The sequence below is a fragment of the Verrucomicrobiia bacterium genome, assembly GCA_036268055.1.
Classification (GTDB): Bacteria; Verrucomicrobiota; Verrucomicrobiia; order Limisphaerales; family Pedosphaeraceae; genus DATAUW01.
Map to the genome: position 1 here is coordinate 251,674 of DATAUW010000018.1, position 21,757 is coordinate 273,430.

The 21,757-nt window shown below is 55.1% G+C and carries 16 protein-coding genes and 1 tRNA gene; 10 read left to right on the forward strand and 7 right to left on the reverse strand.

The genetic code is table 11. The features are described from left to right. Window positions 1–59: 59 nt before the first annotated feature. Complete coding sequence (locus VH413_13600) at window positions 60–5,246, reverse strand: choice-of-anchor tandem repeat GloVer-containing protein (GenBank protein ID HEX3799726.1); 5,187 nt, start codon at window positions 5,244–5,246, stop codon at window positions 60–62. A 219-nt stretch (window positions 5,247–5,465) separates the two neighbouring features. Here VH413_13600 and VH413_13605 point away from each other — a divergent pair. Beyond that, a tRNA-Leu gene (locus VH413_13605) sits at window positions 5,466–5,550 on the forward strand. A gap of 87 nt (window positions 5,551–5,637) precedes the next feature. On the opposite strand, the gene VH413_13610 is transcribed toward VH413_13605, so the two are convergent. Continuing rightward, window positions 5,638–6,069, reverse strand: coding sequence for a response regulator (locus VH413_13610; GenBank protein HEX3799727.1), 432 nt, complete (start codon window positions 6,067–6,069; stop codon window positions 5,638–5,640). Then, complete coding sequence (locus VH413_13615; GenBank protein HEX3799728.1) at window positions 6,045–8,576, reverse strand: PAS domain S-box protein; 2,532 nt, start codon at window positions 8,574–8,576, stop codon at window positions 6,045–6,047. Before VH413_13615 ends, VH413_13610 begins: the two co-directional genes overlap by 25 nt. Window positions 8,577–8,854: 278 nt before the next feature. Here VH413_13615 and VH413_13620 point away from each other — a divergent pair, with 278 nt between their 5' ends. Then, window positions 8,855–10,426 (forward strand): sulfotransferase, encoded by a 1,572-nt coding sequence (locus tag VH413_13620; protein HEX3799729.1) that lies wholly within the window; start codon window positions 8,855–8,857, stop codon window positions 10,424–10,426. A gap of 187 nt (window positions 10,427–10,613) precedes the next feature. Here VH413_13620 and VH413_13625 read toward each other — a convergent pair whose 3' ends face one another. Continuing rightward, the gene (locus tag VH413_13625; GenBank protein ID HEX3799730.1) at window positions 10,614–12,413 is read right to left on the reverse strand and encodes an ABC transporter substrate-binding protein; all 1,800 of its coding nucleotides are present in this window, start codon (window positions 12,411–12,413) and stop codon (window positions 10,614–10,616) included. A gap of 101 nt (window positions 12,414–12,514) precedes the next feature. Next, window positions 12,515–13,741, reverse strand: coding sequence for a hypothetical protein (locus VH413_13630; GenBank protein ID HEX3799731.1), 1,227 nt, complete (start codon window positions 13,739–13,741; stop codon window positions 12,515–12,517). Between the two features lie 256 nt (window positions 13,742–13,997). Between VH413_13630 and VH413_13635 the strand changes: the two genes are divergently transcribed. The 8 genes from VH413_13635 (at window position 13,998) to VH413_13670 (ending at window position 19,846) form a co-directional block, all read left to right on the forward strand. Then, window positions 13,998–14,396 carry a VOC family protein gene (locus VH413_13635; GenBank protein ID HEX3799732.1) on the forward strand — a complete coding sequence of 133 codons (399 nt, stop codon included), beginning with the start codon at window positions 13,998–14,000 and terminating at the stop codon, window positions 14,394–14,396. A gap of 108 nt (window positions 14,397–14,504) precedes the next feature. Further along, window positions 14,505–15,311 carry a dihydropteroate synthase gene (gene folP / locus VH413_13640; protein HEX3799733.1) on the forward strand — a complete coding sequence of 269 codons (807 nt, stop codon included), beginning with the start codon at window positions 14,505–14,507 and terminating at the stop codon, window positions 15,309–15,311. After that, entirely contained in the window at window positions 15,308–16,183 is an 876-nt protein-coding gene (gene cdaA / locus VH413_13645; GenBank protein HEX3799734.1) for a diadenylate cyclase CdaA, read from the forward strand. The genes folP and cdaA overlap by 4 nt, the downstream gene beginning before the upstream one ends. After that, window positions 16,183–16,599, forward strand: a complete 417-nt coding sequence (locus VH413_13650) for a CdaR family protein (GenBank protein ID HEX3799735.1) — start codon at window positions 16,183–16,185, stop codon at window positions 16,597–16,599. Before cdaA ends, VH413_13650 begins: the two co-directional genes overlap by 1 nt. Before the next feature lie 130 nt (window positions 16,600–16,729). Continuing rightward, complete coding sequence (glmM, locus tag VH413_13655) at window positions 16,730–18,118, forward strand: phosphoglucosamine mutase (GenBank protein ID HEX3799736.1); 1,389 nt, start codon at window positions 16,730–16,732, stop codon at window positions 18,116–18,118. A gap of 55 nt (window positions 18,119–18,173) precedes the next feature. Continuing rightward, a complete protein-coding gene (locus VH413_13660) occupies window positions 18,174–18,554 on the forward strand; it encodes a hypothetical protein (protein ID HEX3799737.1) in 381 nt (126 codons plus the stop codon). A 209-nt stretch (window positions 18,555–18,763) separates the two neighbouring features. Further along, window positions 18,764–19,264: a hypothetical protein gene (locus tag VH413_13665; protein HEX3799738.1), complete on the forward strand. Its 501-nt coding sequence runs from the start codon at window positions 18,764–18,766 to the stop codon at window positions 19,262–19,264. Between the two features lie 114 nt (window positions 19,265–19,378). Continuing rightward, a complete protein-coding gene (locus tag VH413_13670; GenBank protein ID HEX3799739.1) occupies window positions 19,379–19,846 on the forward strand; it encodes a hypothetical protein in 468 nt (155 codons plus the stop codon). Between the two features lie 534 nt (window positions 19,847–20,380). Here the strand turns inward: VH413_13670 and VH413_13675 are convergent. Both VH413_13675 and VH413_13680 read right to left on the reverse strand, forming a co-directional pair. After that, window positions 20,381–21,049 carry a hypothetical protein gene (locus VH413_13675; protein HEX3799740.1) on the reverse strand — a complete coding sequence of 223 codons (669 nt, stop codon included), beginning with the start codon at window positions 21,047–21,049 and terminating at the stop codon, window positions 20,381–20,383. 14 nt (window positions 21,050–21,063) lie between these two features. Next, the gene (locus tag VH413_13680) at window positions 21,064–21,756 is read right to left on the reverse strand and encodes a hypothetical protein (protein ID HEX3799741.1); all 693 of its coding nucleotides are present in this window, start codon (window positions 21,754–21,756) and stop codon (window positions 21,064–21,066) included. Window position 21,757 lies beyond the last annotated feature (1 nt).

Sequence of the window (21,757 nt, forward strand, 5' to 3'; positions counted from 1 at the left end):
TGCTCGCGGTTTATTTTATGTTACGGCTCGCGGGTACGCGCGCCCCCCATTCAAATAAGTTAATGGGTGATGACGCGGAAATAGTATTGTGAGGTTCCGTTGATGGCGTTGGTGGCGCTGAGGAAATGGTTGGTGGCGTTGATCGCTGCGCCGAGGTTTGCCCAATTCACCGGCGCAATGGTCGCAGTGGATTGCAGTTGGTAGCTGTGACCGGGAATAGCGCTCCAAGTGAATTGGAATGTGCCATTGGTGACTATGGTCGAAACAAATTGTGGTGGCGCCAGCACGTTCAGCAACACCGCCAGACTGGTGGTTGCGCCGAGGGAATTTGCGACCTGCACTGAGTAGTAGCCGGTGTCATTGGTCGTCACGTTGGAAAGGGTCAGGACGCGGGTGAACGAGCCGGAAACATTTCCGCCATCGGCGAGGCTATTGGAATTGAGGAGCCAGTGGTAATTGAGCGTTGGAGCGCCAAAAGCGGCGGCGCTAAAACTCACGGTGGGTCCCGGGAAGAGGGTTTGTGCCACGGGTTGCGCGGTGATGACGGGCGCGCCGGTGGGGCTCAACCGGAATATCGTGCCGCCGCCGCCGGGACCACCGCTACTGGTGGTTCCATAAAGATTGCCATCGGAGCCGAAAGTAAGGGGCATTTCGGGATGAGAGCCTTCATCAATGCCATCGAAACTCACCAGCGACACCGGGACCGGAATGGGGACGGCGCTGGGCGAAATGCGGAAGATGGTGCCGTTGTTGCCGTTGGTGCCGCCCTGTTCGCAGGTGCCGTAGAAGTTGCCGTCGTTGCCGGCGGTGAGCCCAGCGGCGGGATAGTGGCCATCGAAGCTGTTCTGGGTATAGAGCAGTGTGAACACCCCATTGGTCGTCAGGTTGAAAACGATTCCATAAAATTGGAATCGTCCAAGCATTGTGCTGTGCCGGGTGGTGCCGTAGAAAGTGCCGTCGGCGCCCAGCAAAAGGTCATTTGGCGCGCTGCCGTCATTTCCTCCGGTGAAGGAATAGATGGTGGAGAAAACGCCGTTGGTCGTGAGCCGGAAGACGCTGCCCATGGAATTGGCCCCGCCGAATTGGGTCACGCCGTAGAGACGGCCATCGGGACCGAAGATCAAACTGTTGGTCGGGGCGGCGCTGTCAATTCCGTTGGTGAAGGAATAGATATTCGTAAGTTCTCCATCCGGTGTGACGCGGAATATATTTCCGAGCCCGGCATCACCGCCGTTTTGCGTCGAGCCGTAGAAATTTCCGCCGGCATCGCGGACGAGCGGCGCGATGGGGTTATAACCATCCACGCCGCCGGTGAAGGAATAGAGGTTCGTGAACGTGCCATCCGGGGTCACGCTAAAAACATTTCCGACGGCATTGGTTCCGCCGAATTCAGTGGTTCCGTAATAATTTCCATCCAAGCCTTGCACCACGCCGCCGGACGGGCCGAAGCCGCCGTCCAAACCAAAGGAAGCGATGTTCGTTACCGTGCCGTCCATGCCGACGCGATAGACGGCGCCCCGGCGAGAGGCACCGCCGAATTGAGTTGTGCCGTAAAGATTCCCGTCACTGCCCAGCGTCATGCGGCTGGGTTTGGAGCCATCGTTGCCGCCGGCATAGAAACGCAAGCCGGTAAAGAGTGTGCCGGGGGCCGAAACGGGAATGACGGTGAGCGAGCCGTTGGAACTGACCGCAGCGCCGAGCGCGTTGGATACGAGAATGGAATAATTTCCGTTATTGGCTTCGGTGACGTTGGTGATGGTGAGATTGGACGACAGCACGCCGGAGATGTTTCCGGCATTGGTGAGGTTGAGGCCGTTCCGCTGCCACTGGTAGGTGATGGGTTGATTGCCGGAAACGGCGATGGAGAAATTCGCGGTGGCGCCCGGGGTAAGGGTAAGGTTGGTGGGTTGCAACAGAAATTTAAGAGGCTGATCCAACACTGTGAGAAAAGCACCGTGGCTATTGGTTTTATTCAGGGCATTCTGAATGGTCACATAATAAGCCGCGGAACTGTCGGGGGTAATATCTTTCAACGTCAGGGTGGGCGTGGCCGAACCGGAAACCGTCGGGCCATCCGACAATCTCGCGCCATTCTCGTACCATTGATAAGTCAGCGGCGGACTGGCAAAGGTGGACACACTAAAGATCACGGTTGAACCGATGAAGGCGGATGTGCTTTGGGGCTGGGTGACGAATTGCGGCGGCGACTGGACGCTGAACACGAAGATCGCCCCGTGACCACTGGAACCGCCATTCGGTGTGGTGCCGTAAAGATTACCATCGGTTCCCTGGGTCAGCGCTGCCTGCGGGTTGGCGCCGTTGAAGCCGTCGAACTGCGCGATGGTGGTCAAAGTGAAATCCGGCGCGAGGCGGAATAATGTGCCGTCGCCATAAACACCGCCGTAAGGAGTGGAGCCGTAGAAATTTCCATCGGCTGCGAGGAGAAGCGGGGCGGCCGGTTGCGCGCCATCGCTGCCGCCGGTAAAGGAATAGAGATTCAGGATCGCGCCACCGGGGGACATTTCAAACAGGACGCCGTTGGTCTGGCTGCCGCCGTTGGCAGTGACGCCGTAGAAATTTCCGTTAACTCCCTGAACAACTCCCCCGTACGGATTCGCGCCGTTGGTTTCAGCGAAAGAAAGCAGGCTGGTGAAAATCCCATTGGTGCTGATTTTGAAAACCGTGCCGAGATTGAAAGTTCCGCCGGCGAAAGTCGTGCCATATAAACTGCCGTCACTGGCGACGGTCACGGCGGCGTGGAGCAGCGCGCCATTGGCATCATTGGTGAAAGAACGAATGGTGGTGATTGAGCCGCCGGGTGAGACGCGATAGACGCTGCCGAAGGAGGAGGGGCTGCCCTGGTAAGTCGTGCCATAAAAATTGCCATCAGAACCCGTCGCCAGTTTGCTGAAGGGAAGGTCGCCATCGGTCATGTTGAAGGACGTTATCGTTGTGAAATTGCCATTGGTATCCGTCTCGAAGAGTGTGCCATTGTCAAACAACCCGCCTTGAAAAGTGGTGCCGTAGAGGTTGCCATCTGCGCCCTGCGTGAGGGCGGCGAAAGGATTCGCGCCGTCGTTTGTGCCGGTAAAAGAATAAAGGCTGCTCAAAAATCCGCCGGGAGCGATGGCGAAAATCGTTCCAGCATTTTGTTCGCCGCCGAAGCGGGTGGTTCCATATAATCTTCCATCGGCGAGTTGAATTAATTCGTTGGGGCCGCCGCCATCATCGCCGCCCGTGAAAGAAAATAATGGAGCGAGGGTTGAATTTGAGATTGAGATGAAAGAAATGACTGCGAGCGTGACCTGACGGCTTTGCGCGAAATCATCGTTGAGATTAGTAAACCAGATGGTGGCTGAATAATTGCCCGGAGCGAGAGTGTTGGCGGCGGCATTTGGAGTGAGGTTGACGAGAACTGGTTTGCTTCGGCTAAGCCGGCCGCTGGATACGTCGGCGTCGAGCCACGGTGGAAGATTGGCGAGCGACCAATCCAGGGGCACCGAGCCGGAGTTGGTAAGAGTGTAAGTTTGGGGAGAAGGAGAAAAGGGACCACCGGTTGGGCCGGAAAAAATGATGGCGTCCGCAGGAATGATCTGCAAGGCATCGGTGGGTGGAAGCAAAGCGGTGATCATATTGCTGCCGGTCATCGAACCCCAGCCGGTGCAAAGATCGTAGCCGGTAGTGGCGGAGAAATGAGTGCCGCTGCCGCTGCTGAAATTATTTCCCGTAGTGATGTCATGAAACGCGGCGCTGGAATTGGTGCTTTTGCCAATCGTATAAAGGCTTGGGTTGAGAAAACCCACGCTTGGACTGCCGTTGAGAGCGGCTTGCTGGTTGGCGAGCGCGCAGAAAGCGGCCCATAACGGCGTGGAGGCGCTCGTGCCGCCAGTGACGGCGTTTTGGCCATTGTTTGCGACGATCCAAAAAACGGCGTCGCCGAGGCAGGCGACATCAGGAAGGTTGCGTTTGGTGCTCGAGCCTTGATTGGCGGTCATGTCGAGGCCTTCCTGCCAAATCGGAATCGGGAAAGTCGTGCTGATGCCGCCGCCGCTGCTCGGCCAGGCGGTTTCGGAAAGCCATGCGCCACCGGGAGTGGTGGTTGTCAACGATGTGCCGCCCACCACGGTTGCGAATGGTTCATCCGCGGGAACGGGAATGCTGCCGGTAAAAGCGCCATTGTCGCCGGACGATTCAAAAAAGGATTGTCCCTGAGCCGCAAATTGCTGGAAAATTTGTTCACGCAACGGGTCATTGGCCGAGCCAAAAAACCAGGACGAACTCAGTTGCTGCGCCTGATTGTCCGTGGCCATGCGGTTGAGGACGTCGTCATAATTAAATCCTTCATAAACGATCACGCGCGAAAGGCCGGGCGCCATGGCGATGGCAGTTTCAATATCCAGCGCCACTTCGACATTATTTCCTCCCGCCCCGCCGGTGGCGCCATCAAGCAGGACATTGGTCAGCGTGATATTCGGGAGTCCGGCGATGGCTTCATACAGCCGGATGTCGCCGGGGTAATAACCATCCAATTCAAAAAAACCGATTGATTGACCGGTCCCATCGAGCGTGACGCCCGGGGCGTAAGCCGCGCGAAAATCGCCGCCGATGAAATTGCCGCGCGGGCCCGAACCGGCGGGCAACGCCTGTGGAGTGCCAGAGTCGTCGGCGGCTTCAAAGAGGGCGTTCGTTTTCAAATTTGCCGGGTGGGGAATGACAAAATCATCCAGGCCGCTCACGCCCAAAACGGGAATGGCGAGATCCACGGAAGGCTCGGCATCGGGCGCAAAAAAATTGCGGGCTTCGGTGGGGTGTTTGAAGACACGCAGGTTCACGTGAAAGGCGCGTTCAATATTCGCAGTCGAACCGCGCAGGGCGACGAGCGTGCGGTTGGAATGCAGCGTGGTCACGGCGAGATGATTCGAATTCGCAAAGGCAATGAGCGTTTGATAATCCGATTCAGAAGGGCCGAAGCGGGCGGCGAATTCTTCCGGGCGCAGATAATGATGGAAGTTGGTGCTCGCGGGATCGTAAATCTGTTGCAGGAGATTGGTGAGTTCCTCGCGGTCGCGCAACGGCAGGCCGATGGTGATGTCAAGCTGGCGATCCGCGGCCATGCGATCAACTGGCGCGAGGCGGGAAATGCCCGGCGGCCGATGCCCGGAGATGGTTTGACGGCCGGCTGCGCCGGCGGAGTTGATGGAAAAGGCGGTGACGAGTGCGAGCCAAAAAACAACGAATGGTTTCACGTGAAATTCTCCCCGGTATTGCAATGATGTTGCGATGTTAAGATCGGCAAAAGTATTCGCGGATGAGGTTACTCCATGAGCAGCCAAAAGCAACCGGTTTGTTCGGCAAAACGGAATCGTAACAGTATGGCGGCAAGGCGTCTGGAAGGATGCCCGGGCACGTTTTAATAAAATGCCCTTGCGAAGCCGGGCAAAGGATGGTTCACTGATTGTCCGGTTGCGCTTATGGTGGAATTGGCAGACACGCTACTTTGAGGTGGTAGTGGGGTAACCCGTGCAGGTTCAAGTCCTGCTAAGCGCACCATTTTTTTATCCGGGCTTTACAACTTTCCTAACGTGATTGCGAACTGTTGTTAGCGTCTGTTCTTGCGCTTGCCAATCTGCACAGCTTCTAAATCCGCTCGGCGATGTGTTTTAATAAGGCTTCGCTGGGGGGCTTGAGGAAATACGCTTTGGCTCCCAATTCGGCGGCGCGTTTCTGGTCTTTTTCCTCGGGCGAGGAGGTCAGGACGAAGACGGTGAGTTGGTTGAGTTCGGGATGCGTGCGTATCCAGGCGAGGATTTCAAGGCCGTTGCGATAAGGCAGTTTCAGGTCGAGCAGGATGAATGCGGGCAGGGGAAATTCGGCGCGGTTGGCGTAGGCGCCATTTCCCGCGAGATAATTCAACGCCTGTTGACCGTCGGTCACGACGTGCAAAGTCCACGGCAACCCGGCGCGTTTGAGCGCGCGTTTCATGAAAAAAATATCGTCGTTGTTGTCTTCGACGAGCAGGACGGGAATGGGAGTTTCGCTCATGGTCACGCGCTCCGCAGGGAGATCCAAAATTCCGTGCCGGTTTTGCCGTCGGAGATGACGCCCACTTTTCCACCCATGCGCTCGACAGCTTTTCTCACGATGGCCAAACCGATGCCCGTGCCTTCATACGTGTTTTCAGGATGGATGCGCTCGAACATGGAGAACAGGCGGTGTTGAAATTCCGGAGGGATGCCGATGCCATTGTCTTTGATGCGAAGCGTCGTAAAGGCCTCGCGAGTTTCGGCGGTGATGCGGATGGAGGGTTTCACGCCCGGCGCGACAAATTTCACGGCGTTGTTCAAAAGGTTGGCGATGCACTGGCCCAGCGAAGGTTCGTGCCCGATGATGGCCGGCAGGTTGGGCTGCACAAAAATATCGGCGCGCGCGGGTTCAAATTCGGGATATTGGCGGAGGAGATCGTGGACGAGCTTTTCAAGTGAAACGGTTTGCAATGTGACGTCCATCCGGCTCACGCGGCTGTAAGTCAGGACATCGTGGATCAGTTGTTCCATGCGGGTGCTGCTGGAGAGAATGCGTTCGAGGTATTCGCGTCCCTCTTCGCCGAGTGTGGCGCTGAAATCCTCGGTCAAGGCTTGCGCGTAACCCTTGATGGTGCGCAGCGGCGAGCGGAGATCATGGGAGACGCTGTAGGAAAATTCCTCCATTTGCGCGATGGCTTCGCGCAGCGAGGCGGTGCGTTCGTTCACCAATTTTTCGAGGGCTTCGCCGCTGATTTTCCGTTGCACGGCGAAGGCGACCTGGGTGCAGATAGTCAAGGCCACGTGAAATTCCGCCTCGGTGAAGTGATGGACATGATCGTGATAAATCATGAACTTGCCGAGCAGCCTGCCTTCGTAGGTCAACGGGATAAAGGCGAGCGCGCGAATATTTTCGCGCTGGAAAATGGCGCGAAATTTTTTCGCCGCAGAATCATCGGCCACGTCGGCGATGCCGATCGGCTGCGGATCCACGGACTCCGGCGTCCACGGCGAATGGCCTTCGACGGCGCGCTGATATTCCTCGCTCAAGCCGCGCGACGCCTTGAAACGCATGACGCCGTCAGGATCGTATAACAAAATGGAAGCGCGCTTGGTGTCGAGTGAACGGCAAATGGCTTCGATGGCCAGTTCAAAAATCTCAGAGGATTCCGCGGCGCGATTCACCGCCGTGACCAAATCGTAAAGGACTTTTTGGCGGCGCTCGGCCTCTTTTCGCCCGGAAATGTCGCGGGCGATTTTCGACGCGCCGATGATTTTCCCGGTCTCGTCCTTGATGGGAGAAGTCGTGATCGAGACATCAATCAACGAGCCGTCCTTGCGCTGGCGAATGGTTTCAAAATGGTCCACGCGGTCGCCGCGGCGGATGCGGCTGAGGATTTGATGCTCTTCGTTCTGGCGATCCAGCGGGATCAAATCGAGCACCGGGCGGCCGATAATTTCATCGGCGGCGTAGCCGAAAATGCGGCCGGCGGCGGCGTTCCAACTGTGGATGATTCCGTGCAGGTCTTTGCCGACGATGGCATCATCCGAGGAATCCACGATGGCGGCGAGCCGACGCGAAGCTTCCTCGTTGCGCTTGCGCTCGGTGATGTCGGTGGAAATGCCGGCGATGGCATAGATGGTTCCATCCGCCTGCCGCAGGGGAAATTTGATGGAGATATAACTATGCGGACCGTCGGCCTGGGTAACGGTTTCTTCGACTTCAATCGGCTGGCCTTCGCGCTGAACGGTCAGGTCATTGGCGCGGAATTGTTCGGCGGTTTCTTTGGAGAATAAATCGAAGTCGGTCTTCCCAACGATTTTATCCTGAGTGACCTGGAAAATTTTTTCGAAATGGCGATTGATCTGAATATATTTTCCGTGAGTGTCCTTGATGAAAACCATGGTGGAGCAATGGTCAAGCACTGCCTTGAAGCGGGCCTCGCTTTCGGCCAGCGCTTCCCGCGTGCGCACCTGGGCCGCGAGTTCATTTTTCACCGAGCGATAGAGGTTCGCATTATCAATCGCCACCGCTGCCTGGCTGGCGATGGCGGCCATGACATCCTCGGCGTCTTTGGAAAAAATACCGGGCTCGGGATGGCCGAAGAAAAGGCCGCCAAGCACATCGCCGGAGCGGGAGATCACGGGCACGGCGAGATAACTGCGCACGGGCAAATGGCCTTTGGGCATGCCGTGGTAAGGCGCATTTTTTCCATAGCGCGGGTCCTGCAAAACATCATCTATGCGGATGATGCCGGTGCCTTTGAAGGTCGGATCAAAGATAGCCGTGTTGCGCGGCATGGGAAATTTTGAAAAGGCTTCGCGGGGCGCGCCGGAGAGAGTGTAAAGGGTGTAGGACTCGCCTTTTTCATTTTTTATGTTGTAGAAAAAGGCGCCGAACGCGGCGCCGGTGACTTCGCGGCCGGCATCGGTCACGGTTTGCACGAGGCGTTCCAGGTCAAGCTCGCTCGCCAAAGAGTTGCCGACGCGATTGAGGATTTCCAATCGCCGGGTTTTTTCCTCCAGCAAATTCTCGTGCTCGGGTTTCAATGACATCGCAAATTCCAGCAACACGGGAGGCAAGGAGAAGACGGCTTCGTACCCGGTTGCATCCCATCTATCGCAAGCATATCCGAATGGCTGGCTTTGATTCTACTACTAATAAATACCGGGCTGGCAAAATCCTCCGGCGAATTCACCGTAGGTTCCAGGCGCGACGAGCCTTTTTCTAAAAGCAATTCTCGCGCAAAGGCATTTTCATTGAATACACGCCACCGGATGGTAAGTTGACACGAATCTCTGAAAGTCAAAATAATTTATTGAAGGATTATCGAATGGCGTCATCGAGTATCGGTGATCTGGCGAAAATACAAGCGGAGCCGCGCGAAATCGCCCGCTGGCAAAAGGCACAACAACACTTGCTCGCCGGACGGCATGCGCCCGCGCTTCAGAGCTATCGCGAATTGGCCAATCGTTTTCCGGGCGTGGCGCAGCTATGGCTCGAACTTGCGATGTCCGCGATGGGCGACATCGAATTTCCGCTCGCGCACGAAGCATTGCAAAGATGTCTCGAACTTGCCGCCACTGATGCTCCCATGCTGGTTCTCGCGGGGGAACAATACCAGCGGTTGCAACGATTCGACGACGCGCGGAAAGCGTTTGAACTTGCCGTGGCCGCGGATCCGAATTTCACGCACGCGCAACTGACGCTGGCCGCGCATCTCGAACGCATGCGGCGCGTGGACGACGCCTGGGGTTGCGTGGAGGAGGCGCTTAAGCGCGCGCCGAACGCGGCGGCGGCGATTTATTTTCGCGCGTTTCTGTTGCATCGCCGCGGGCAAAATGTGGAAGCCGAAACGGCGTTGCGTGAATTAATTAAGTCGGCTCCGCAAGACCTTGGGGTGAAAAGTTCAAGCCGCCATTTGCTCGGCGTGGTGCTGGATGAATTGGGAAAACCGGCGGAGGCGATGCACTGGCTTGGCGAAGCGAAGGCGCTGGTTCGGCACACGGCGAATGCGGTGGCGCTGCAAAAAATTTACGATCAGACGGACCGGCGGCGGCGCGTGTTGATGGCGGAATTGAATCGCGCGACGATTGACCGCTGGCGGCAGGATGGCCGCGCGGATACGCATCCGTATCGCCTGGCATTTCTCGGCGGACATCCGCGCAGCGGCACGACGCTGGTCGAACAAATTTTGGGCGCGCATCCGGCGATCATGGCGTTTGACGAACCGGAGGCGTTCATGCGCGAGGTGGTGACGGCGTTGACGCCGTCGGATTCGGCGCGCGGGTTGACGCTGGATGGACTGAACGCATTGAGCGCGGCGCAACGGCAAAATTTGCGGCATCGTTATTGGAAAAGTTTGTTGCGCGATGGCAACGCCACGCCCGACGCGCAGGTGGTGGTGGACAAAAATCCTTCGCCGACGTCGTCATTGCCGGTGTGGCTGCGGATGTTCCCGGACGTGAAAGTGATCATTCCGCTTCGCGACCCGCGCGACGTGGTGTTGAGCTGTTATTTTCAAAATCTCACGCTGACGGCGGGGAACGTGAATTTTCTGAGTCTTCAAGGCGCGGCGCAGCATTTCGCCGATTTGATGGATGTGTGGTTGCGCATGAAAGCGATCGGCGGTTTTGATTGGATCGAGACGCGTTACGAAAGCGTCGTGGAGAATTTGGAAGCTGAAGGCAGGCGCGTGACGGAGTTCACCGGTTTGCCGTGGCATGCGCAGCAGGCGAAGTTTTATGAATCGGCAAAAACGAAATTCGTCTTCGCACCGACGTATCATGACGTGACCAAACCGGCGCACAAACGGGCCATTGGGCGGTGGGAGAAATATGCGGAGCAACTTGCGCCGGTCATGGAGAAGCTTCGGCCTTATTGTGAGGCGTTGGGGTATTCGTGAGAACAGATTTGACGCAGAGGCGCAGAGACGCAGAGACGCAGAGGGGGGAAAGGAATTATTTATGGATGGAACACGGAGAAGGAATTTTTCTAATCGGTGTTTGATCTGTATTCCATCCGTGGCTTCTGTATTTGTTTTTCTTTGCGCCTCTGCGTCAATTTGAAATGGGAAATGATTTCACGGTTGATTATTTTTTCGTGAAGTAGAGTTCTTCGAGGTTCCAGGCGAGGCGGTTGGGGTCGAGGGTGGTGGGGCGGAGGTTGCCGAGGTCGCTGCGGACGGCGGCGTAGGCGCGGGCGGAGACGGTGGGAATCATCGGCATTTGATCGGCGAGGATTTCCTGGATTTCGTCGTAGTATTTGCGGCGCTGGGATTGGTCGAGGGTTTCGAGCTGCAGGTTCATGAGGTCGTCCATGCGGGCTTCCCACGGCGTGGAAGGAGTTTTCTGAAGGCGATACCATTCGTGATCGAAGGAATCGGATTTCAAAATGTTCATCGAATTGACCGGGTCAGGTGAGCCGCCCGCCCAGCCGAGCAGGATGCATTCAAAATCCTGCGATACGTCAAAGCGGTCAATGAGCGTGTTGAAATCCAGCGGCTGAAACGTGACGTTGATGCCGATTTTCTTGAGGTCTTCCTGGAAGATGACGCCGGTCTTTTGACGGCGGTCGTTGGTCGCGTTGGTGTTCAAGGTGAATTCGATGGGATGGCCGTCGGCATCCACAAGCGTGCCGTCATCGCGGTACTTGAAGCCGATTTCGGCGAGCAGGGCGCGCGCCTTGGCGGGGTCGTGCGGATACTGATGGATTTTCGGATTGTACCAATTCGTGGCGGCGCTGGAAACGAGACTGTAATTCGGTTCGCCGTGGCCACCGAGCGCGGCTTTGACGATGGCATCGCGATCGAGGGCGTAGGAAACCGCCTGGCGGAATTTCGTATTGCGAAACCATTTGAGTTTCACCGGGTCAACATGCGGCTGGCCGGTCTTCGGGTTTACCTCAGGATTTTGATTGAAGTAGATCATGTCGTGCTCGGAGCCGACGCCGAGGTCCAGCACTTTAAAACGGCCCTTGGCGGATTCTTCCTGGAAATGTTCGTATTCCTCGGGGCGGACGATTTCCTGCAAATCGGCATCGCCGTGCAGAAAGCGGAGCGAGACGGTGTTTTGGTCGGGAACGATGATGTAGATGACGGTATCGAAATAAGGGAGGCGCTGGTTTTTGCTGTCCACTTCCCAGAAGTAGGGATTGCGTTCCAGCAGGACGTATTGGCCTTGCTTGTATTCCTTGTAGCGAAATGGGCCGCAGCCGACGAGTTGATCGGGGCTGGTGTTCACGCTGTAGGCGGAGCCGAAACTTTTATTCTTTACGCTGTCGGCGAGGATGTGTTTGGGCATGATGCGCACGTCGCCAAAAAATTCGAGGAACGGCGCGTACACTTGCGGGGTGACGACGCGCACGGTGAAGTCGTCCACTTTCGTCACGGTGAAATTCGTCTTGTTCATCTGGAATTGGTCGCGCGTGACGTTGACGATCTCGGGATTATAAATCACGTCGTTCCAGGTGAAGAGCACGTCGTCGGCGGTGAGCGGCTGGCCATCGCTCCAGCGCACGCCGTGGCGAAGATGAAAGGTCCACGTTTTGTTGTCAGCGTCAACCGACCACGATTCCGCGATGCCGGGGCGCACGGTTTCTGTCGGCATATCCACATTCAACAAACCGGCGGTTGTTCGGCGATAAATATCGGAGGAAGTCGTTTCGACAGTGGTGATGGGATTGAAAGTTTTGGGGTCGGAAAAATTCGCGATGACGAGGCGTCCGCCGAGAATGCCGGGCGCGCATGGCGGAACATAGGGCGGATCGGGCAGAGGATAATTTTGGGTGGCGGCGGGACTGGCGCTTGAGCCGGGGGAAGAGGCTTTTTGGCCGCAGGCGTTCAGGAAGATGGCGAGCAGGACGGCGAGGGCGAAGGATTGAAGGTTTTTCATATCAGACGGTATTTGGGACATTGGCCTGAATCGGGACGGCGGTGCGGCAGCGCCGCCCTACCACGCGGAGGTGATATATGGAGGCGCCGGTTTGACGATCGTTAATTGAAACTGTGCATGAAATTGCCGAGGCCGCGGAGGATGCCGCTGTTGCCGTTGGGATTGTAATATTGCGTTTTGGTGCTTTCGAGATTGATCTGCACGAGCAGTCCGACGCTTTGTGAGCCGCGTCCGCTGTCGCGAATGGCATTGAAGCCGTAGCCGTAATCCAACAGCACCTGCCACGCGCCGGAATGCGAAACATAGCTGAGGCCGCCGCCGACGCCGGAGTTCCAATTACCCGGCTGTTCGAGCCCGGGAAGATAATCCACGACCGCCGTGCTGGCGACGAGATGGGCGGAAAATCGTTTCGCGGGATCGAGCGGGACGGAGTAATTGGCGTTGAAAAGGGCGAAGCGGGTGGCGCTGATTTCCTGGTAAAAATAACCGGGCAGGGTGAGGGGAAATTCGGAAGCGAGGGGGAGAAACCCACCGAGGCGATAGGCGCTGAAACGGTCGGCATTGGCGCTGTCGCCGGCGGTGATGCTTATGAGGAAGCGCTGTTTGGATTCGGGGAGCGTGTAGGCGAAGAGAGAGCGGCCCCAAAAACGATGCGAATTGGATTCGACATGGCGATCGCCATTAAAACCGTAATCGCCAGAGTTGAGGCGGAGTTCGCCTTCGTACCAAATAGAAAGTTCGAGCGCGACATCGGGAATGAGCACGGGTTCCTCGCCGCCGAAGCGCAGGCCGGTGCGGATATTGAAACTGGTGAGGTCATTGGGCAGCACGAAATTTTGCGCGGTATCGTCCCGGACGTAATCGGCGTAATGCGCTTCGCCACGGAGGATGCCGCTGAGCGGGACTTTGAAATTGGGATCGAAGAGATGATAAATGCTGGCCGAACCGGTGACACCGTGGCCGTCGAAGGATTCGGCCTTCAGGTAGCGACCCTGGCGGATTTCGTAATAGCTATCGGCAAAACCGCCACCCGCGAGGCCAATGCCGACGTCGGTGTTGGGGCCGAGCAAACCTTTAATGCCGAGTTCGGAATCCATATACACCGGCGCGATGGCGAGGCGCAGGGTGAGGTTGGAATTATCGAGGAAAGAGGGTTTGTTGTAGTAATAAAAGGCGTAGGCGGAAATCGGCGATTGGCCCTCGAACGGCTGGTTGTAACCGATCTGGATGAGCGAACGGTTCGTCGGGTCAATTTGCGCGCGGAGCAGGACGGGGCTGAAGACGCCCGCGAACAAAAGAAGGATGGCAAGCTGCCTGAATTTAAACACGCATTTTTCGTAGCGCAAAAAGGGCGGGGGGGCAAGTGGTTAATGTGGCGGTGTGGCGGTGTGGCATATAAACTCGAGAAACGGTTGAAACCCAGATTTGGCGCGCGATCGATTTTCTTCCAACGGAAAGTTTGAGGATTTCTGTCGTCCCTGCGGGACTTCGGACGGCGGAGCGGCAGCGCACAGGGAATTTGTGAATGCGCCTGATTTAGAAGTGCGCGGTTGCTTTGCGGCGGGGGCGGGCTATGATGCGTTTATGAAGACTGCGAAAAAATTATTGCATACGCGTTATCGCGTGAATGATCTCGAACGCACGGTGAAATTTTATCGCGAAGTCCTCGGATTGGCCGAGGTGCGGCGGCACAAATCTTCGCGCGGCTCGGAATTGGTTTTCGTGAAGGCGCCGGAGAGCGAGGAAACGATTGAGCTTTGTTATTATCCGCAGAGCGGGCCGGTGCAGGTGCAGGCGGACTTGACGCATCTGGCGTTTGAGGTGGACAGCCTGGAGGAATTCGGCAAGCACATCGCGTCGCTGGGCTATAGTTATTCCGATGGGCCGCATTTGCGCGAAGACGGCGGGGGGATTGCGTTTGTGGATGCCCCGGAGGGGTATGAGATCGAACTCATCCAGCGGCCCAAGGCGATGGGGCTTTGAGCAGTGCGGAGTGCGGAATGCGGAGTGTGGAATTTTGGGAAGCGCGAGATGAATGCGGTTGGCGGATTTTGAATCACTATGGTTTTTCGCGCGGGCAAATTTGAATTTTTGTTTCCGCGTCCGCGGCTGGTGATGGGCGTGGTGAATGTGACGCCGGATTCGTTTTCGGATGGAGGAAAATTTTTTGATGCGAGTGCGGCAATTTCGCATGGCGAAGCTTTGGCGCGGGAGGGCGCGGATATTATTGACGTGGGGGGCGAGTCCACGCGGCCGCACGCGGTTCCGGTGAGCGAGGCGGAGGAGTTGCGGCGGGTGGTTCCGGTGATCATGGAATTGGCGCGGCGGGTGAAAGTGCCGATCTCGATTGATACGATGAAACCGGCGGTGGCGCGCGCGGCGCTGACGGCGGGAGCGAGCATTGTCAATGACGTGGGCGCGGCGCGGGCGGAGGCGGCGATGTGGAAACTGGTGGCGGAATCGGGCGCGGGGTATATCGTGATGCACGCGCAGGGGACGCCGGAAACGATGCAGGAAAATCCACATTACGACGACGTGGCGCGGGAGGTGAAGGAATTTTTTTCTGAAAGGCTGGCGCGTTTGCAGGCGGCGGGAGTGGCGGCGGAGCAAATCGTGTTGGATATTGGAATCGGGTTTGGAAAAACGGCAAAACATAATTTGCAGTTGCTCGCGAAGCTGGAGAGTTTTAAAAGTTTGAACCGGCCACTCATGATCGGGGTTTCGCGAAAATCATTTTTGAGCAAGGCGGGCGGCGGCGCGGAAGCGGAACGATTGGCGGGCGCGCTGGCCTGCACGGCGCTGGCGGCAGAAGCGGGCGCACAATTATTTCGCACGCATGACGTCGCGGCCACGATACAAGCTTTGCGCGTGACAGAGAGTATTTTGCAACAAACATGACGGACTGGAGCTTTTTGCAGCAGGGATTTTCCCTGGCATGGCGGCCGGCGCTGGAGATCATCCTCCTCGCGGTCGGCATTTATTATGTACTGATGTTTGTGCGGGGGACGCGCGGGTGGTCGGTGGCGATCGGTTTTTTGCTGCTGATGGCGGCGACACTTTTCACTTACTGGCTCAAGCTGGATGTGATGACGTGGCTGCTGGGGAAATTTTTTCCGTTTCTCGTGTTCGCGATCCTGGTGATTTTTCAACCGGAATTGCGGCGGATGTTGTCGGAGCTGGGAAATTTGCCGCTGTTTTATACGGCGCGTGAGCAGCGGGAAAATATCGAGGTCATCGTGCAGACGGCGGAGCGGTTGGCGGAAGTGCGCATCGGCGCGTTGATCGCGGTGGAGCAGGCGATTCAACTTCAGGAGGTCGTGGAATCGGGGATCGTGGTGGATTGCGAAGCGACGCCGGAAATGTTGGAGACGATTTTTTTTCCGAACAACGCGATCCATGACGGCGGCGTGATCCTGCGCGGCGATCGCATCGCTTATGCGGCGTGCATTTTTCCGCTGACGCAGCGGCAGGATTTGAACAAGACGCTGGGCACGCGGCATCGCGCGGCGATTGGATTGACGGAGGAGACGGACGCGGTGGTGGTGGTGGTATCGGAAGAGACGGGATTAATTTCGTATGCGCATCGCGGGCAGTTGACGCGCGGGGTGAGCTTGGAAGAGTTGCGGGCATTCCTGACGTCGGTGCTGGTGAAGGATGGGAAATCGCACAAGCTGATCGTGGCATCGGGCAAGTGGCTGGGAGCGCGGCGGGGTGAGCCGCGAGCGCCGGCGGCGGCATCGCCGGCCGTGCGAAAACGGGAGGCAAAATAATGGCTTACCGCGACCTGGTTTTGCATCATTTTTGGTGGAAGCTGCTTTCGGTGCTGCTGGCGGCGTTGATGTGGCTGACGATTGAAACCGCGTTTCAAAAGGACAAATTTCTCGGTGAAACGCCGGTGGTGACGACGAGCCGCCGGATATTTCCCGCGATACCGGTGGCGCTGCTGACTTCGCCGTCCAACACGAACGATTATACGGTGGACCCGCAAACGGTGATGGTGGAATTGAGCGGCACGGCGGAACAACTGGCGAAGGTGACGGAGCGGCAGTTGCATGTGTTCGTGGATGTGAGCGACGCGGGGGAGGAAAAGCGTTTTCGGCGTTACATCCAAACGCAGGCGCCGGGGAATTTGCGGGTGGAGCGGCCGACGCAGGCGATGGCGGTGGTGGAGAGGGAAGTGAAATAAATTCAGTGCGGAGTGCGGAATGGGGGATTCGTGAATTTTTGAGTCGTTGGTTTGCGTTAATTTTTTTGGAAGAGTGAGGGACTTGAGTTTTAATTGTGAATGTTTGGATTTCGTTTAGATTATTTTTATCATGAGTGAGCCCAAAAAAATATTCGGCACGGACGGGGTGCGCGGGACGGCAAATATTGAACCGGTGACGGCGGAGACGGTGCTTAAATTGGGGCGCGCGGCGGGGCATGTTTTCAAGAATCTCGAAACGCAGTCGCGCAGCCGCGGCAAGCACAAGATCGTCATCGGCAAGGACACGCGGCTTTCGGGTTACATGCTCGAAAACGCGATTTCCTCGGGCATCCTTTCAATGGGCGTGGACGTGTTGTTCATCGGGCCGCTGCCGACGCCGGGGGTGGCGTACGTGACGCGGAGTTTGCGCGCGGACGCGGGCATCGCGATCACGGCGTCGCACAATCCTTACGACGACAATGGAATTAAATTTTTTCGCGCGGACGGTTACAAGCTGGATGACCGGATTGAGGCGTTGATCGAAGGGTTGGTTTTCAGCGGGGAGATTGAAAGCATCCGACCGACGGCGGGCGCGATCGGCAAGGCGGTGCGTATTGATGACGCGCTGGGCCGTTATATAGAATATGCGAAGGCGTCGTTCCCGCGCGGGATGACGCTGGAGGGGATGCGGGTGGTGGTGGATTGCGCGCATGGGGCGGCGTATAAATCCACGCCGTGCGTGTTGCGCGAGCTGGGCGCGGAAGTGATCGTTTATGGCAATCAGCCGGACGGCACGAACATCAACAAGAATTGCGGCTCGATGCATCCGGAACAGATGTGCGAGAAAGTGCGCGAGCATCAGGCAGATATTGGCATCGCGCACGATGGGGATGCGGACCGGGTTTTGTTGTGCGACGAAACCGGGACGATGATTGATGGCGATGACATCATGGCGGTGGCGGCGCGCGACATGATGGCGCAAGGGCAGTTGGCGGAGAAAACGGTGGTGGCGACGGTGATGAGCAATAATGGATTGGACGTGTTCATTCGCGAATGCGGGGGCGAGGTGATCCGCACGGCGGTGGGGGACAAGAACGTGATAGATGAGATGTTGCGCAACGGATATAATTTCGGCGGGGAGCAGAGCGGGCATTTGATTTTCCGCGATTACAGCAGCACGGGCGACGGGTTGGTGTGCGCGTTGCAGATTTTGCGCATCATGAAATCGGGGGATGAAAAGTTATCGAAGCTGGCGCATTGCTGGACGCGGTTTCCGCAGTTGGTGACGAACGTGCGGGTGCGGGAGAAGAAGCCGTTTGATCAGTTGAATGGGATTTTGAAGTTGGTGGGCGACGCGGAAAAAGACATCGGCGCGCAGGGCGGGCGGGTGTTGCTGCGTTATTCGGGAACGGAACCGAAGGCGCGGTTGTTGATTGAGGGGCGCGATTTGGCGGTGTTGGAGAAGCATACGAAATTGATTTGCGATGCGTTGAAGCAGCAGGTGGGGGTGGTTTCGTAGGGTGGGGAAAATTGTTGGAGATTGATTTGGGTTAATATTCATCACTGACGCCTTTATGAACCCATTTTGGTTAAATCATATTGTCTCTGCCTGCCCTCTTAAAATCGAACATGTGCAGTGGCATGATCCTCAACTTACGATTGGGGGAAGCAGTTGGGGTTTCAATACTATTGTCCCTTGGCGCTTGATTGACGCAAAAAAAATGATCGTCGGTTCTGATGATGAGGGTTTTGAGAATGCTATCAAAACTTTAGTGGGAATTCAAATCATTGACTGCACCACGCATGAGAGATGTAAAAACGATCCTTGTTTTGTGCTCTCTAATGGACACCAGTTGGAGTTTTTTTCCACGACCACATTAGAACCGTGGACAATGAAATTACCCAAACCACCAATTCTTGTCGCATCACCTGGTGATCCAAAATGGGCAAATTGATTTTAGTGCCAATAAAAAATAAACGGTGGGAAGGCTTATCGGCTATGAGTGCGACCCAAGGAAACAAGTTCGCCTATCTCAACCTGAACAGCCAAATGCGTTGCCCGCCTTACCTTCGTTTTCCACTAATTCAGGGGAACATCAGTGATGAATTTACGTCAGTATGGTCTCTAAGCCCTTGGTGATCCTTTACTATCATGTTTTGATTTATGAAGTTAGACCTTTATAAAATCGTTCGATTTGTTTTAGTCGTACTTGTGTCGTTGGTAGTCGTTATTATATTTGGATTGTCGATCCATGAGCATAATTTTTATTCTCTCGACGATGCGTTAGACAGCTTGCGTAAAGGTGAAGTTAAGATGGGAAGTATGGATTGCCCGGTACAGCCACGATCCGTTACACGAATTTATTTAAATAACAGCGAGGTCGAATACCGCACTTTTTTGTGCCGAGATTCTTCGGGAACTTTGATTCTATATTTTGGCAACGATTTTCCGAATACAAAAAATGGCGACTTCAAACTGTTTGGGGCGTGTTTTTTTCCTGCCGAAGGCCGCAAATATGATTACAAAGAGCGTTGGTTTTTTTGTGACACGAATCGGATGGCGAACTATATCGCATGCTCCATGAAGGTGAATGGGACAATACAAACCAACCAAAGCGCGCGTGATGCCGAAGAATCGAACACTGGAACGCCTTCTCGGCAATAAACATGGCACAAGGAAGCGAGACTCGCCTACTTTAATCTGAACAGCCAAATGCCTTGCCCGCCGCGCGGATGTGCTGGTTAACTCGAGGATTAGGAGAAATTTAGCTGTTTTGCGATGAATAAATCTGAGTTGGAAATTAAGGATTTGATACTCGGCGCTTTTGCTGATGAATCCATCGAGGTCATAAATTTGAAGCATCAGGATTGTGTTATTGTCAGATCGCAACTGATAAGTTTACAAGATTCGGATGTTAAAAAGCTCCTTCCTATCGTTCTTATAGATTTATTGGAAACGCATACCAATAATTACGCAAACCCGGAAGATAGCGATGCGGTTATTAGGCTGCTAACTCCGGTCGGTTTGATGCTGAATGAAGAATCCAATGAAGAGATGGGATTAACTAAAGCCGAAGAAGAGTATTTGGCCGAAGGACAAGCGAAATTATATTCACTTTTTTCATCCAAACAGGCGGCTGCAATAGCCGTATGGCTTGAAACCGCTCAAGATTGGATGGATTTATTGTTTTGCCGCGATCAAATTAAGACGGCTTATGGTTACTGGTCGAAAAGGGCTGAGTCTTGAATTTCGGCGCGAGACCGCATGGATCACCTTCGCTGTCCACTAATTCGCGGGAAGATCAGTGATGAATTTACGTCAATATTTATCCCTGAGCCCTTTTATGAGATGCTCGCCTGGGCTCGCCTCGCGGTGCTCGATATAGTTTTTATTTTGGGGTTTTGACCCAGGGTTTCGCCGAGGACGGCGCAACCTTGGGCTTTGTTGCGGAACCTGCTTCGCGGTTCTCGGAGGGGAGTGCGGTAGGGTTTATGGGGCGTTAGATATGGGGAGAATTGGGGCTCGCGGGTACGCTCTCCCTCCCATTTTTTTTCTGATGGATGCTCGCCTGGGCTCGCCTGGGCTCGCCTCGCGGTGCTCGATATGGTTTTTATTTTTTTGGTTTTGACCCAGGGTAGCGCCGGGGTCGGCGCAACTCTGGGCTTTGTTGCTGAACCTGCTTCGCGGTTCTCGGAGGGAGCTTTAAAATGACTTTGTGCCGCTCCGATGGAGCTTGGTGGTTGGGCTTTGATATTATAAACATGACGCTCCTAGCGGAGCTTATGAATTGCAATCGGGTTGTTCGGAGCGTGTGAGTCCAAAAAAAGCTGTTCCGCACAAGATCAGGTTCCAAATGGTTGGCTCAGGAACTAAATTGGGTGAGAATGCTACATCATCTAATTCCAACACACTTGGAGGGACGCCCATAGGGGGCTGCTCCGTGAAACTCAGTTGCTGCTCTTGACCTGCAAAAGTTGATATATCACCTCCGTACTCAGTGTAATTAGCAAAAGTAGCCAGCGGAACTATTTGAATCGTTTGATCGCCAATAGAAATATTTAATAGGGAAACGCCAGAACCCGTCAAATCCACAGTTAAAGAATGGCTGCCCATTGGAATTATAGCGGTTTGACTTAAGGTTGCCACATCTCCTGCCCCTCCAAACAAAAACACGCTGTAGTCTCCTTGTATAGGAGCAAATCCGGAAACAGCAGAATCAACAATGGATATTACCGTTCCGCCGGTGCTAAAAAAATCATATCCAACCATAGAATTTGCGCTCCACTTTGGAAATGCATTTAAAGACGAAATGGCTGCATTTGGAGGAGTGCCTGACGGGATATTCGCCGACTCGAAATCAAGATTACCGAATGTTCCCTGAGCATCTGCGGATGTGATTGCAAGCGCCAAAAGAACAAGAATGATTATTGGAGTGTATAACCGCATCATAAAATATTAGTTGATCAAGGTCCACCGCCTTTTAGGCGTGTAAATCCAAAAAAAACTGTTCCGCACAAGATCAGGCTCCAAACGCTTGGTTCAGGAACGGAATTGGGTGAAAAAACAATGGAATCAACCTCCCAATTATTAGGTCCTTCAAGCGCTGAAAATTCGAGTTCTCCGGTTTGGCCGGCAAACGCTGAAATATCGCCGCCATATAAAGTATAATTGGGCCCTTGCGACAGCGCATAATAAGAAATATCGTGTCCCTCAAATGAGAGCAAAAACGAACCGGCGTCTGATATTGGGCTGCTCTCAAATTCAATTGACTCGGACCCGGCAGGGATAGTGCCGGTTTGCCGAATAGATGCGTCTGAAGCCGTAACGCCGCCCTGTATAAGCGCACTGAATCGACCGCTTATCGCGGTGAAAATTGTGGGGCCGGTAGTGCCTAATAAACCGACGTATGTTTCTCCCGTAGATATCTGTTCGTAGGTAGTCTGAGATTGCGGCACACTCTGTCCCTGTTCATTGCCATAATAGATCGTCCACCCCGGAAAGGCGACTGTTGTTGAATAAAACCCTGGCGGCGAGGATGGTTGAATTGCAGGAAACGCTCCTTCAAAATCTAAGTTCTGAAAAGCTTCTTGAGCATTTCCGCGCGCGATTATAGATATCGAAAGAACCGCGATGATTGCTGGAATGTATAACCTCATC

What these genes read in the sequence shown, in the direction of transcription:
- VH413_13615 (HEX3799728.1), bottom strand. Translation starts at nt 8,576, where the DNA reads ATGTCATTGAAACCCGAGCACGAGAATTTGCTGGAGGAAAAAACCCGG.
- VH413_13620 (HEX3799729.1), top strand. Translation starts at nt 8,855, where the DNA reads ATGGCGTCATCGAGTATCGGTGATCTGGCGAAAATACAAGCGGAGCCG.
- VH413_13625 (HEX3799730.1), bottom strand. Translation starts at nt 12,413, where the DNA reads ATGAAAAACCTTCAATCCTTCGCCCTCGCCGTCCTGCTCGCCATCTTC.
- VH413_13635 (HEX3799732.1), top strand. Translation starts at nt 13,998, where the DNA reads ATGAAGACTGCGAAAAAATTATTGCATACGCGTTATCGCGTGAATGAT.
- cdaA (HEX3799734.1), top strand. Translation starts at nt 15,308, where the DNA reads ATGACGGACTGGAGCTTTTTGCAGCAGGGATTTTCCCTGGCATGGCGG.
- VH413_13650 (HEX3799735.1), top strand. Translation starts at nt 16,183, where the DNA reads ATGGCTTACCGCGACCTGGTTTTGCATCATTTTTGGTGGAAGCTGCTT.
- glmM (HEX3799736.1), top strand. Translation starts at nt 16,730, where the DNA reads ATGAGTGAGCCCAAAAAAATATTCGGCACGGACGGGGTGCGCGGGACG.
- VH413_13660 (HEX3799737.1), top strand. Translation starts at nt 18,174, where the DNA reads ATGAACCCATTTTGGTTAAATCATATTGTCTCTGCCTGCCCTCTTAAA.
- VH413_13665 (HEX3799738.1), top strand. Translation starts at nt 18,764, where the DNA reads ATGAAGTTAGACCTTTATAAAATCGTTCGATTTGTTTTAGTCGTACTT.
- VH413_13670 (HEX3799739.1), top strand. Translation starts at nt 19,379, where the DNA reads ATGAATAAATCTGAGTTGGAAATTAAGGATTTGATACTCGGCGCTTTT.
- VH413_13675 (HEX3799740.1), bottom strand. Translation starts at nt 21,049, where the DNA reads ATGATGCGGTTATACACTCCAATAATCATTCTTGTTCTTTTGGCGCTT.
- VH413_13680 (HEX3799741.1), bottom strand. Translation starts at nt 21,756, where the DNA reads ATGAGGTTATACATTCCAGCAATCATCGCGGTTCTTTCGATATCTATA.